Source organism: Hymenobacter coccineus (assembly GCF_001816125.1).
GTDB classification, from domain to species: domain Bacteria; phylum Bacteroidota; class Bacteroidia; order Cytophagales; family Hymenobacteraceae; genus Hymenobacter; species Hymenobacter coccineus.
On sequence record NZ_MDZA01000046.1, the window covers coordinates 1 to 12,703 of the forward strand.

The following is a 12,703-nucleotide window of genomic DNA, read 5'->3' on the forward strand; positions in this document are numbered from 1 at the left end:
GCCGCACCCGTCCGCGCCCGCCACCCAAAAGCGGGGCCCCAAGCCCGCCGCCACCGTAGCCGCTCCAGCTGCTCCAGCTGCCCCCGCTGCCAAGCGCACGACGAAAGCTGCCGCCACGCCCGCTCCCAAGAAGCGGGGGCCCAAGCCCGGCACACCGGCCACCGGCGCCAAGCGGGGCCCCAAGCCCCGCGCCGAACAGGCCGCGCCCGCCACCACGGCCCCCGAGCCCGAAACCACAGACCTGCTCAACTCGTCGGACAGCGCCAGCACCGGCGAGGTTAGCGCGTAAGCCCCTGGCATTGCCGCCAAAAAGCCGGCCCGCTGCTTCCCTTGGGGAGCGGCGGGCCGGCTTTTTGGCGGGCGGGCCCCAACGGGGCTAGGGCTGGAGGCCCAGCGTGTCGCCCTCGTAGCGAATGCGGCGGATGCGGGTTTCGGGCGTGGTGGTGTTGGCCGAGTTGGTGCCCAAGGTTTCGATGCGCTTGCGGGAGTTGATGTCGGCAGCCTGCTCGCCCAGGCGCACGCGGCCGAGCGTGGCGTCGGGCACGGCCCCACCCGGGGTGTTATAGCCGCCGTTGCTGTTGTAGATGGCGCGGCGGTCGGCGTCGGAGTTCACGACGGTGGGCGTGACGCGGGGCGAGGCCAGCTCGGAGGTTTGCTCAGTAGCGGTGCAGGCCCCCAGGCCGGCGGCCGCGCCCAGGGCCGCAAGTAGTCGAAGTAGTTTCATAATTCCGGGACGATGCAAAACGGCCGCCCAGGTGCGGGCGGCCGTTGCTTCAAACGCGGGGCAGGGCCCCGGGGTTGGGGCCCGGCTATGCGGCCACCGGAGCCATGGCTTCCAGCACGCCGTCCCACAGGGCCAGGCGGGCCTCCAGGCTGCGCTGGGCCACGTTTTGCGCAGCTTGCCAACGCTGCGAATCGTCGGCGCACAGCTCGCGCACCATCTGCTGGGCCAGGGGCGTGTGCACCTCCTCATCGAGCTGAATGTGGCGGTCGAGGTAGTAAATAAACGTGTCGAGCTGGCCCGGGAACTGCTTTTGCAAGCGCCCCACTAGCTGCCGGAACATGTCGGGAATCAGGTCTTCGCGGCCGTAGGTGAAGGCGGCGGCCACTGCGTGCGGCTGCCCAGCGCCAATGATGTCGAACGTAGTGTTCACGAACTGCTGCACCGAGGCGGGGGCCCCGGCGGCCTCTAGGGCGGCGGCTACCGACTGGCCGGTAGCCAGCGCGGCCAGCAGCCGCTCGGCGGGCGCGGTGTCGGCCCCGCACGCGCGCATGGCTTGCAGGTACAGCTCGAAGTGGCTGGTGGGTCGCCCCTGGGGGTCTATGTCCGACTCCTCCTCCAGCACAATCTCGTTGATGAGGCGGCGCGTGGCGGGGTTGGCCGTGGGGTACCAGGGCAGCGTCACGCAGGTCAGCTCGCGCTGCAAGGCTTTCAGCAACGACATGAAATCCCACACCGCAAACACGTGGTGCGACATGAACAGCCGCAGGTCGTCGAGGGACTGAATTTGCTGGTAGAGGCCGTGGACCAGCAGGCGCTGGCGGGTAGGCAGCAGGCCCGCTTGCAGGGCCTCGGTGGTGTTGGAAGTGGGCGACATAAACATCAGTGAATAGAAGAGTAAGTCAGGGTTTTAACATCCCACCGGGGCCCCAGATTGTTTGCCGGGGCCCCGGCTGGCCCGCGCAAAAGCCGCCCCTGCGCAGCGGGCAAAAACAGCTTTCACGGCGAGCTACAAGGAACAACTCAAAAACCTATTTCTTCTCAAACACCAAGGCGTTGCCGTCCATGCAGTACCGCTCGCCGGTGGGCTTGGGGCCGTCGCTGAACACGTGGCCGAGGTGGCCGCCGCACTTGGCGCACACAATCTCGTCGCGGCTCATGCCGAAGCTTTCGTCCGACTTCACCTTCAGGCTGGCGCTGTTGGCCGGGGCCCAAAAGCTGGGCCAGCCGGTGCCCGACTCAAACTTGGTAGCAGAGGTAAACAGCAGGTTGTGGTCGGCGGCGCAGTAGTAGGTGCCGGCGGCGTGGTTGTCGTAGTATTTGCCCGTGAACGGCCGCTCGGTACCCTCTTCCCGCAGGATGTAGTACTGATCGGGCGTGAGCTGCTTGCGCCACTCGGCGTTGGTTTTTTGGACGGGGAACTCGCCGGGCTTGCCCGTGAAGGCGGCCGGCTTGGGGTAGGTGCCAGGAGCCGCCGTTTGGCCCTTGGGCGTGGCCAAAGCCAAGGTACCGGGCTGCTGCTGAGAACAGGCCACGTTGAGCGTAAGGGCGGAAATGACGAAAGACAATAAGGCGGAGCGCATAGAAAGAGGAGATTAATCTTAAGGAATGATGCTTGAACCAGTCAACATACGGAGCTGGGCCCTAGTTCGGTCGGCAGGGTAGACGCCAACCGGCCGGGAACCTTACACCCCACCTAACCGATTTAGGGCGACGCGCTTGGCTGCGCAGCTGCGCGCCGCGGCGGCCAGGGGTTAAGACTTGATTACCACGAGGCTTTGCGCCTTTTTGTACGTACCTTTGCACCCGCAAAAACAACCCATATGGCCAACAACATTCGGAACATTGCCATCATCGCTCACGTTGACCACGGCAAGACTACTCTGGTGGATAAGATTATCCACGCATCCAAGATTTTCGACGCGCACCAGCACTTCGACGACCTGATTCTCGACGACAACCCCCTGGAGCGCGAGCGTGGCATTACCATCGTTTCCAAAAACGTATCGGTACGCTACAACGGCACCAAAATCAACATCATCGACACCCCCGGTCACGCCGACTTTGGCGGCGAGGTAGAGCGCGTGTTGAAGCTAGCCGACGGCGTGCTGCTACTCGTGGACGCCTTTGAAGGCGCCATGCCGCAGACCCGCTTCGTGCTGGGCAAAGCCATCGACCTGGGCCTGAAGCCCATTGTGGTGGTGAACAAAGTAGACAAAGAGAACTGCCGCCCCGACGAGGTGCACGAGCAGGTGTTCGATCTGATGTTCAACCTCGGCGCTTCGGAAGACCAGCTTGATTTCGTGACTTTGTACGGCTCCTCGAAGCAGGGCTGGATGAGCACCGACTGGAAAGTGAAGACCGACAACCTGATTCCGCTGCTCGACGCGGTTATCTCCTCGATTCCGCCCGCGCCGACCCTGGAAGGCACGCCCCAGATGCAGATTACCTCGCTCGACTACTCGTCGTTCGTGGGCCGCATCGCCATCGGCCGTGTGCACCGCGGCACGCTGAAGGAAGGTGCCAACATGAGCCTGATGAAGGCCGACGGTAGCATCAAGAAAGTAAAAATCCGCGAGCTGCACGTGTTTGAAGGCCTCGGCCGCGTGAAAGTGGACGAAGTGAGCAGCGGCGAAATCTGCGCCGTGTCGGGCATCGAAGGCTTCGACATCGGTGATACGCTGGCCGACGCCGACAACCCCGAGCAATTGGCGCGCATCAGCATCGACGAGCCGACGATGAACATGCTGTTCACCATCAACAACTCGCCGTTCTTCGGCAAAGAAGGCAAGTTCGTGACCTCGCGCCACCTGCGCGACCGCCTGTTCAAGGAAACCGAGAAAAACCTCGCCCTGCGCGTGGAAACCACCGACAAGGAGGATACCTTCCTCGTGTTCGGCCGCGGCATCCTGCACTTGTCGGTACTGATTGAAACCATGCGCCGCGAAGGCTACGAGCTGCAAGTGGGCCAGCCCCAGGTGCTGTTCAAAGAGGACGAGAAAGGCAAGCGCACCGAGCCCATCGAATTGCTGGTGGTGGACGTGCCCGAGGAATCGGCCGGCAAAGTGATTGAGCTGGTGAGCATGCGCAAGGGCGAAATGACCATCATGGAGCCCAAGGGCGACTTGCAGCACTTGGAATTCACCATTCCGTCGCGCGGCCTGATTGGCCTGCGCAACAACGTGCTGACCGCCACCGGCGGCGAGGCCATCATGAACCACCGCTTCGTGGACTACGAAGAGCACAAGGGCCCCATCCCCGGCCGCATCGCCGGCTCGCTGATTTCGTTGGAGACGGGCCCCGGCACCGCCTACACGATTGACAAGTTGCAGGACCGCGGCTCGTTCTTCGTCGACCCGGGCGAGGAAGTGTACAGCGGCCAGGTTATTGGCGAGCACACCCGCCCGAACGACTTGACCGTGAACATCCAGAAGGGCAAGAAGCTGACCAACATGCGCGCGTCGGGCACCGACGACAACGCCAAGATTGTGCCCAAGCGCCAGTTTTCGCTGGAAGAAGCCATGGAATACATCCAGAAGGATGAGTACCTGGAAGTGACGCCGAAGTCGATCCGGATGCGCAAGATTCTGCTCGACGAGAACGAGCGCCTGCGCTACGCCAAAACGGCCGAGTAAACCACTGATTTTCGCGGATCAACCGTGATTTCACTGATTATTTTTTGAGAGAGGGCGCGGCTTTGGTCGCGCCCTTTTTTCATTTAAATAGGAAGAGAAACGCGCGTGGTAGAAAGTACGTTTCCCAACCAGTGCCATCGGAGTGGTATCATTACAGTGCGTTTTAGGCGCGTTTGAGCAATGCTGGAAAAAACTGGTCAAATCGAGATTCATATTAGTGGCCGACAGGGGGCTTTTGCCTTGTCGCCGGCTACGTATGACGTAAAGGCGGTGCTGGCCACCCTACAGCACGTAGAAGGCCTGCTATTTGGAGGTCCGAAGCGGGATCGGCCATTAGTTTCCTACGAAATCAAGGAAGGCTCGGTGCGGCATCTGCTAACTACGGCGCTACAGACAGTTATTGGGTTCAACGCTATTTTGCAGGCAGTGCAAACGCAGGGCGACCTCGATTTTTTACAACCTGACACGGCGAAAGCAATAGAGTATTTCCAAGCTGAAGCTCGGCAGCACGACTTTCAATTTGCGATAAAAACCTCGCTAGCTGACGCAAGCACCTTGGTAATTGATGCCACGACTCATTACGAGCGCACAGCAGTGACCTGGGTTGACGCGGAATTTTACTTTTATGGCCGCATCACGGACATGGGTGGTTCGACCCGGCCCAACATCCATTTGCAAACCGCCGAAGCAGGCACGGTAGTATTGCAAGCCACCAAGGAAGAGTTGAAACGAATTGAAGGCAATCCTCTTTACCGCGACTATGGGATGCGGGCTACTGGCCAGCAGGATGCACAGACGGGCGAAGTGAATCGCAACAATCTGCATTTCATTGAGATGATTGACTATGAGAGCCGTTATGAGGAGCAGTATCTGGCGACCCTGCGGCGCAAAGCCACGAAAAACGACTGGCCGCTGGATGCAGATGCCTGGCTACGGGAACTACGAGGCTATGCTGATTAAGGAATGTTGAATAAAAGTGTACTGCTCGAAACCAGCTTTTTCATCAGGCTACTCAACCCGAGTGATCCTTTGGCGCGACAAGCAGAAGGCTACTTTCGATATTTTCAGCAGGAACAGTACCCAATGCTGATTTCTACGGTGAGCATCGCGGAGTTTTGCGTGCTTGGCGCTTTGGACCAGCTGCCACTAAAAAACCTCCGGGTTTTGCCGTTCAATGTTGTTCATGCGGTGCGAGCAGGAGAGTTTGCGGCGGCAGTATTCGCAAGCAAAGGGCGCAACCTGCTTTTAAACCGCAATATTATTCCCAACGATACCAAGCTGTTTGCCCAAGCCGATAGTGAGGCTTCAATCGGTTATTACTTAACCTCTGACTCAGAAAGCGGTAAAGTGCATACCCTTTTGCGGCAAACAGGTCAAAACCCACGCTTTCAATTTGTGGATTTAAAAACCCCTCATACGGAGGTATTCGGCACGCTTGGCTTTTGATTAGCTAAAGGCTGTACATACCTGCCGCTTACAATTACCATGAGCCCCACCCCGCTGCACCAATTCGTTCAACACTTCACCGGCGCCAACGCCGCCGCCGCCGCGCGGGCCACGGCCCGGCTGGCCCTGGTGCTCACCGACCCGGAGGCTTACCAAATAGAGTTTGCCGAGGAGCTGGCCGAGCGGGGCATGGCGGGGGCCCTGCCCGCCCAGGAGCTGCGCGACGTGGCCCTGCTCGACACGCTGCTGGCCGAAGACCTGGCCTGGGAGAGCGACGAGCAGGACACCTCGGCCGAGCTGGCGGAAGCACTCAACGAAATCCTGGCGCAGCAGGGCCAGGGGCTGGCCCTGGCCCCCGGGGCCCTGGCCGGCCGCCGCGGCGCGGGCCCCGAGCAGCTCGACGCCGCGCAGGACGCGCTGGAGGCGCTGGGCCAGGCCCTGGTGCTGTTCACGCTCGATAGCGACGTGTTTCCGCTGGGCATTGTGGCCGATGCGCAGGCGGAGGCCGTGCGCCAGCAGGCCGACACCCTAGGCTTTGGCGTGACGGTGTATTAGCGCAAAAGCCGTTGCTGGGGGCCTTAAACAAGGCCCTGCGCTGCTGGTTGAGAAACCGGCCCCAGCACTGGCGGGGCCGGTTTTTTCACTTCACGCCCCTTTTCCTTACCACTATGGACCGCGCCACCGTCACCGAAAAAATTATTGCCGCCAAGGTAAAGGACGGCCTGCGCTGGGCCGACGTCGCCCAGCAGATGGGCCTAAGCAAGGAGTACGCCACCGCCGCCCTGCTCGGCCAGATGAAGCTGACCGCCGACCAGGCCGCCGTGGCCAAGCGCGTGTTTGGCCTCGACGACGAGGAAACGGCCTGGCTCCAAATTGTGCCTTACAAAGGCTCACTGCCCACGGCCGTGCCCACCGACCCGCTCATCTACCGCTGGTACGAGCTGGTGAACGTGTACGGCCTCACCATTAAGGAGCTGATTGGTGAAGAGTTTGGCGACGGCATCATGAGCGCCATTGACTTTTCGATGGACATCACCCGCGAGCCCCACGCTAACGGCGACCGGGTGCACGTGGTGATGAGTGGCAAGTTTTTGCCGTACAAATCCTACTAAACGGTGCCGCGACCGGGGAGCGGGCCGTAGCTTTCGGGCCAAACCCTGCTTCCCATGCCCCGCCCTGCCCTCCCCCTGAAGTTCCTGGCCGCCGCCCTACTGCTGCTGGCCGCCCGCCCCGCCACCGCCCAATCCCGGCACGAATACCTGCTCGACACCAACTGGAAATTCAGTAAGGGCGATGTGCCCGGGGCCGCCAATCCGGCCTTCAAAGACGCGAAGTGGCAGACGGTGCGCGTGCCCCACGACTGGGCCATTGCGGGGCCCTTCAACGGCAACAACGACCTTCAGGAGGTGAAGATTGAGCAGAACAACGAGGCCAAAGCCACCCAGAAATCGGGCCGCACGGGCGGGCTGCCGTTCATCGGCACGGGCTGGTACCGGCGGCGGCTGGCGGTGCCCAAGTTCGGGGCCGGCCAGCGGGCGGTGCTACTCTTCGACGGGGCCATGAGCAACGCCCACGTGTTTGTGAACGGCAAGGAAGTGGGCTTCTGGCCCTATGGCTACAACTCGTTTTCGTTCGACATCACCTCTTTTCTGAACCCCGGCGGCGGCGACGTGCTGGCCGTGCGGCTCCAGAACCAGCCCGAGGCCTCGCGCTGGTACCCCGGCGCTGGCCTCTACCGCAATGTGCACCTCATCGTGACCGACGACGTACACATTCCGGTGTGGGGCACCTACCTGACCACGCCCACCATCACGGCCGAGTTTGCCAAGGTGAAGCTGCGCACCACGGTGGCCACGCCCACGGGGGACTTCCAGCCGCTGCGGCTCGACACGGAAATCCGCGACGCGGCGGGCCAGGTGGTGGCCACCACGAGCACGCCCCTGGCGGCCACCGACGGGCTGGAATTCGAGCAAAACCTGGTGGTGCCCCAGCCCAAATTATGGGCCCCCGAAACGCCGGTTTTGTACACGGCCTCGTCGAAGCTGTACGCCGGCGACGCGCTGAAGGACACCTACACCACGCGCTTCGGCATCCGCTCGTTCAAGTTTGAAGCCGGCAAGGGCTTCTCGCTGAACGGGCAGCCGCGCAAGTTCAAGGGCGTGTGTAACCACCACGACCTGGGGCCCCTGGGCGCGGCCATCAACACGGCCGCCCTGCGCCGGCAGCTCACGCTGCTCAAGGACATGGGCTGCGACGCCATCCGCACCTCGCACAACATGCCCGCCCCGGAGCTGGTGAGTTTGTGCGACGAAATGGGCTTTATGCTGATGGTGGAGTCGTTTGACGAATGGAAGACGCCCAAGGTGAAGAACGGCTACAGCCAGTATTTCGACGCCTGGAGCGAGAAGGACCTGGTGAACATGGTGCACCGCGACCGCAACCACCCCTCGGTGATTATGTGGAGCATCGGCAACGAGGTGCCCGACCAGAGCGCGCCCGGTGGCGGCAAAATCGCCAAGCGCCTGCAAGACATTGTGCACCGCGAGGACCCCACGCGCCCCGTGACGGCCGGCATGGACCGCATCGACGCGGCCATCAGCAATAACTTTGCCTCGGTGCTCGACATTGCCGGCTTCAACTACAAGCCCAACCAGTACGAGAAGGCCAACGAGAAACTGCCACAGGGCTTTATTCTGGGCACCGAAACGGCTTCCACCGTGAGCAGCCGGGGGGTGTATAAATTCCCGGCGGTGCTGGCCAAGCAGAAGATGTACCCCGACAACCAGTCGTCGTCCTACGACTTGGAGGCCTGCGTGTGGTCGCAGACGCCGGACGAGGAATTTGTGAAGCAGGACGACTTGAACTTCGTCATCGGCGAGTTTGTGTGGACGGGCTTTGACTACCTCGGCGAGCCCACGCCCTACGACGAGAAGTGGCCTTCGCACAGCTCCTACTTCGGCATCATCGACCTGGCCACCATGCCCAAGGACCGCTACTACCTGTACCGCGCCCGCTGGAACACCACCCAGGCCACCCTGCACCTGCTGCCCCACTGGACGTGGCCCGGCCGCGAGGGCCAGGTGACGCCGGTGTATTGCTACACCAACTACCCATCGGCCGAGCTGTTTGTGAACGGCCAGAGCCAGGGCCGGCAAACCAAGGGGCCCTCCGACCAGCCCCAGACGCGCTACCGCCTTATGTGGAAGGACGTGAAGTACGCCCCCGGGGCCCTAAAAGTGGTGGCCTACGACGCCCAGGGCAAGGCCGTGGCCGAAGAAACCGTGCAGACGGCCGGCAAGCCCGACCACATCCGCCTGGTGGCCGACCGCCCCGCCCTCGCCGCCGACGGCCAGGACCTGGCCTACGTCACGGCCCGCGTGGAAGACGCCCAGGGCAACCTCTGCCCTAACGCCACCAACGAGCTGAAGTTTGCCGTGAGCGGCGCCGGCACCTTCCGCGCCGTGGGCAACGGCGACGCCACCAACCTCGAACCCTTCCAGAAGCCCCAGATGAAGGCCTTCAGCGGCCAGGTAATGGCCATCGTGCAAGCCAGCAACAAGGCCGGGGCCCTGCGCCTCAAGGCCACCGGCGCGGGCCTGAAGAGCGGGGAGATTGAGCTAAAGACGAGCGCGGCCGCGCAATAAGCTTTCTTTCCGCAGACGCAGAACTGCCGCGCTGGGCCCCAGCGCGGCAGTTCTGCGTCTGCGGAAACAGTTTCTTAGGCCCCGGCCTGGCGCTGGCGCACGGCCTCAAAAGCCAGCACGGCGCCGGCCACGCTCACGTTGAGCGAGTCGATGCGGCCCATCATGGGGATGATGATGGTGTCGTCGCAGGCGGCCTGGGCGGCGGGCGTGAGGCCGTCGGCCTCGGTGCCGAGCACCAGGGCGGTGGGGCCCCGGAAGTTGCATTCGGTGTAGGCATGGGCCCGGGGCGTGAGGGCGGCGGCGTAGGTGCGCACGCTCTTTTCCTTTAGAAACGCCAGGATGTCGGCCATCGGCGCGGCCACCAGCGGCACCGTGAACACGCAGCCGATGCTGGCCCGGATGGCGTTGGGGTTGAACAAATCGGTGCGCGCGTCGCCGATGAGCACGGCGTCGACCGGCGCGGCGTCGGCGGTGCGCAGGATGGCTCCGAGGTTGCCGGGCTTCTCTACGGCTTCCAGCACCAGCACCAGCGGGTTGGGCGGCAGGTGCAGCGTGGCCAGGGTACGGGCCGGCGTGTGCAGTACGGCCAGCACGCCGTCGGAGCCCTCGCGGTAGGCCAGCTTTTCGAACACCGGGCGCGTGAGCTCCAGCCACTCGGGCCGCCGGCCTCGGCGGCAAACAGGTTTTGCAGGGCCCCGGCGGTGGCCGCGCCGGCCAGCTCGGGGCAAGTATAAAGGGCGGCCACCGCCACGCCCGCGCCCACGGCAATGGTGAGCTCGCGCAGGCCCTCGACCAGGGTGAGGCCCTGGGCGCGGCGCTCGGCGGCTTTTTGCTGGAGGCGGGCCAGGGCCTTCACGCGGGGGTTCTGGAGGCTGCTGAGGCGGTCGAGCGAGGCAAACGGCATGGCGCGAAGGTACGGCGTACCTTCGCCCTGGGCCCACCGGCGGGCTCTTTTCCGCCCGGCCCCGTTTGCATGTCCCTTCGCCCCGACACCAAGTTTGCCCTAGGCTTTGCCGGGGCCCTGGCGGTGCTGCTGCTGAGCGGTGCGGCGGCCCAGCTCAGCATCCGGGGCTTGCAGCAGCAAACCGAGCAGGTGCAGCGCACTTACCAGACGATTCAGGAAACCGACGCCGTGAACGCCGTGCTGCGCGACGCCCAGGCCGGCGTGCGGGGCTACCGCCTCACCGGCGACACGGCCTTTCTGCACCCTTACCACAAGGCCGTGGCTCAGCTGCCGCGCCTCCAGGCGGGCGTGCGGCGGCTCTCGCAGGGCCACCCCACCCAGCAGGAGCGCCTCGATTCGCTGCGGGCCATGGTGGACCTGGAGTTCCGGGTGCTGCGGCCCCTGGCCAACCCCGACGCTTCCCTCAGCCACGCCGACCTGCTGACGGCGCTCAATACCGACCGGCTGACGATGCGGGCGGCGCGCACCATTTTCCGGCGGGTGAAGGACGAAGAATTGCGGCTGCTGAACCAGCGCAGCGCCTCGCAATCGATGTTTGAGCGCACCGCGCCGCGGGTGGTGGGCGCCGCGGGCATCCTGGCCCTGGTGGTGGTGGGCTGGCTGCTGGCGCGCATCACCCGCGAGCTGCGCGACAACCGCCGCCTGCAAGCCGAGCTGGCCGCCGTGAACGCCGACGTGGCCCGGCGCATCGGCGCCATCCGCGACCTGGCCGAGCAGGTGGTGCGGGGCGACTACACGGTGAAGATTGCCGATGCCGCCGCCGACGGCCTGGGCAACCTGGCCACCCTGCTCAACCAAATGACCCAGAGCCTCGACCAGAGCTTTGAGGCCCTAGCCCTGCGCAACCGCGAACTGGACCAGTTTGCCTACGTGGCCTCGCACGACCTGCGGGCCCCGCTGCGCGGCATTGCCACGCTGGTGAAGTGGCTCGATGAGGAGCACGCGGCCGAGTTTTCGCCCGAAGTGCGCACGTACTTCGACCAGGTGAAGGGCCGCCTGGGCCGCCTCGAAGGCCTCATCAGCGGCCTGCTGGCCTACGCCCGGGCCGGCGCGTGGCCCGCCTGCTGGCCCCCACCGACGTGGGGCGCTGCTGCGCGAAGCCGCCGAGCTGGTGGTGCCGCCCGGCTTCGTGCTGGAGCTGCCCCCCGGCCTGCCCACCTTCTGCACCGACCGCCAGGGCTTGCAGCAAGTGTTCACCAACCTGCTCGACAACGCCGTGAAGCACCACGAGGGCCCCGGGGGCCGCATTGCGGTGCACTGCCGCGACGCGGGCGGCCACTACGAATTTGCGGTGGCCGACGACGGCCCCGGCATCGCCCCGGCCCACCACCACAAGATTTTTCAGCTTTTCCAGACCCTGCGCGAGCGCCACTCCGCGGCCGAAAGCACCGGCATCGGCCTTAGCATTGTGAAGAAGCTGGTGGAGGAGCAGCCCGGTAGCGTGCGCGTGGAATCGGCGCGGGGGGAGGGCGCAACGTTTATTTTTACCTGGCCCAAGGAAGCCGAAGCCTCCGCGCCGGCCGCGCAGCCGCCAGGGCCCGGTGCAACGCTTCGGCCGGCGCCGGTGCTCCTGCCCTAGCCTGCGGGTTCATCGGGGCCCCATTGTCTGGCTTTTTCTTTCCCTAAAATTTCTCCGCCATGCGCTCCGTACTGCTGATTGAAGACGATATTTTTGACACAATGACGGCGCAGAAGTCATTCGCCCGCTTCAGCGTGCCGCACACCCTGCACACGGCCTTCAACGGCGAGGAAGCCCTCGACCTGCTGCTGGGCCGCCAGGGCCAAACCGCCCTGCGGCCCCTGCCCGAGGTCATCCTGCTCGACCTGAACATGCCCCGCATGAACGGCGCCGAGTTTCTGGCCGAGCTGCGCGCCGACCCCGAACTGCGCGACATTCCGGTGTTCGTCACCACCACTTCGAGCATGGATACCGACCGCACCGCCACCGAAGCCCTGGGCGTGCACGGCTACATCCTCAAGCCCCTCGACTTCGAAACCAGCCCCGACCTCATCGATAGCCTGAGCCTGCTGGAGCACCTGCTTAAATAAGACCGGCCGCCTTGGCTCGGGGGCCCCGGGAATTTCCGGCCGGGGGCCGCGGTTTGCCCGGTGGGGCCCGGCCAGAAATTCCCGGGGCCCCAGCCGCTCGCATTTCTTTTGCTTCTTGCCACATGAAACTTCCGGTTTTCTTCGCTACGATACTGGTGCTGGGCGCTACCGCCCGGGCCCACGCCCAAGACGACGGCCCGCGCCAGCTGGGGGCCCCGCCCACCGCGGCCCCCGCCCCGCGCCC

At 64.2% G+C, this 12,703-nt stretch carries 14 protein-coding genes and 1 pseudogene; 10 read left to right on the forward strand and 5 right to left on the reverse strand.

Annotated elements, in window-relative coordinates; translation table 11 throughout:
* On the forward strand, positions 1-289 hold a 289-nt coding region (locus tag BEN49_RS27570), incomplete at its 5' end, for a hypothetical protein (RefSeq protein ID WP_204376047.1).
* An 87-nt stretch (positions 290-376) separates the two neighbouring features.
* On the opposite strand, the gene BEN49_RS03905 is transcribed toward BEN49_RS27570, so the two are convergent.
* The 3 genes from BEN49_RS03905 to msrB all read right to left on the reverse strand — a co-directional run bounded on the left by BEN49_RS03905 (position 377) and on the right by msrB (position 2,304).
* Positions 377-724, reverse strand: a complete 348-nt coding sequence (locus tag BEN49_RS03905; RefSeq protein ID WP_070741052.1) for a hypothetical protein — start codon at positions 722-724, stop codon at positions 377-379.
* Positions 725-809: 85 nt separating this feature from the next.
* Positions 810-1,598, reverse strand: a complete 789-nt coding sequence (locus tag BEN49_RS03910; RefSeq protein ID WP_070741076.1) for a DUF3050 domain-containing protein — start codon at positions 1,596-1,598, stop codon at positions 810-812.
* A gap of 154 nt (positions 1,599-1,752) precedes the next feature.
* The gene (gene msrB, locus BEN49_RS03915; protein ID WP_070741055.1) at positions 1,753-2,304 is read right to left on the reverse strand and encodes a peptide-methionine (R)-S-oxide reductase MsrB; all 552 of its coding nucleotides are present in this window, start codon (positions 2,302-2,304) and stop codon (positions 1,753-1,755) included.
* A gap of 240 nt (positions 2,305-2,544) precedes the next feature.
* On the opposite strand from msrB, the gene typA reads away from it, so the two are divergent.
* The 6 genes from typA (at position 2,545) to galB (ending at position 9,446) form a co-directional block, all read left to right on the forward strand.
* The gene (gene typA, locus BEN49_RS03920) at positions 2,545-4,356 is read left to right on the forward strand and encodes a translational GTPase TypA (RefSeq protein WP_070741057.1); all 1,812 of its coding nucleotides are present in this window, start codon (positions 2,545-2,547) and stop codon (positions 4,354-4,356) included.
* Between the two features lie 180 nt (positions 4,357-4,536).
* Positions 4,537-5,316, forward strand: a complete 780-nt coding sequence (locus tag BEN49_RS03925) for a hypothetical protein (RefSeq protein ID WP_083325744.1) — start codon at positions 4,537-4,539, stop codon at positions 5,314-5,316.
* 3 nt (positions 5,317-5,319) lie between these two features.
* Complete coding sequence (locus BEN49_RS03930; RefSeq protein ID WP_070741059.1) at positions 5,320-5,802, forward strand: PIN domain-containing protein; 483 nt, start codon at positions 5,320-5,322, stop codon at positions 5,800-5,802.
* 39 nt (positions 5,803-5,841) lie between these two features.
* Positions 5,842-6,357: a DUF6630 family protein gene (locus tag BEN49_RS03935; RefSeq protein ID WP_070741062.1), complete on the forward strand. Its 516-nt coding sequence runs from the start codon at positions 5,842-5,844 to the stop codon at positions 6,355-6,357.
* 113 nt (positions 6,358-6,470) lie between these two features.
* A complete protein-coding gene (gene cynS, locus BEN49_RS03940; RefSeq protein WP_070741065.1) occupies positions 6,471-6,914 on the forward strand; it encodes a cyanase in 444 nt (147 codons plus the stop codon).
* A 54-nt stretch (positions 6,915-6,968) separates the two neighbouring features.
* Positions 6,969-9,446, forward strand: a complete 2,478-nt coding sequence (gene galB / locus BEN49_RS03945; protein ID WP_070741068.1) for a beta-galactosidase GalB — start codon at positions 6,969-6,971, stop codon at positions 9,444-9,446.
* A 74-nt stretch (positions 9,447-9,520) separates the two neighbouring features.
* On the opposite strand, the gene BEN49_RS03950 is transcribed toward galB, so the two are convergent.
* Both BEN49_RS03950 and BEN49_RS29215 read right to left on the reverse strand, forming a co-directional pair.
* A complete protein-coding gene (locus tag BEN49_RS03950) occupies positions 9,521-10,039 on the reverse strand; it encodes a TrmH family RNA methyltransferase (protein ID WP_317040386.1) in 519 nt (172 codons plus the stop codon).
* Entirely contained in the window at positions 9,952-10,350 is a 399-nt protein-coding gene (locus BEN49_RS29215) for a hypothetical protein (RefSeq protein ID WP_239691807.1), read from the reverse strand. Before BEN49_RS29215 ends, BEN49_RS03950 begins: the two co-directional genes overlap by 88 nt.
* A 69-nt stretch (positions 10,351-10,419) precedes the next feature.
* On the opposite strand from BEN49_RS29215, the pseudogene BEN49_RS03955 reads away from it, so the two are divergent.
* The 3 genes and pseudogenes from BEN49_RS03955 to BEN49_RS03960 all read left to right on the forward strand — a co-directional run.
* Positions 10,420-11,448, forward strand: a pseudogene (locus BEN49_RS03955) (CHASE3 domain-containing protein); the annotation flags it as partial.
* Positions 11,449-11,626: 178 nt separating this feature from the next.
* The gene (locus BEN49_RS30770) at positions 11,627-11,989 is read left to right on the forward strand and encodes a sensor histidine kinase (RefSeq protein ID WP_369073200.1); all 363 of its coding nucleotides are present in this window, start codon (positions 11,627-11,629) and stop codon (positions 11,987-11,989) included.
* A 59-nt stretch (positions 11,990-12,048) separates the two neighbouring features.
* Positions 12,049-12,459, forward strand: coding sequence for a response regulator (locus BEN49_RS03960; RefSeq protein ID WP_070741074.1), 411 nt, complete (start codon positions 12,049-12,051; stop codon positions 12,457-12,459).
* The last annotated feature ends 244 nt before the right edge of the window (positions 12,460-12,703 follow it).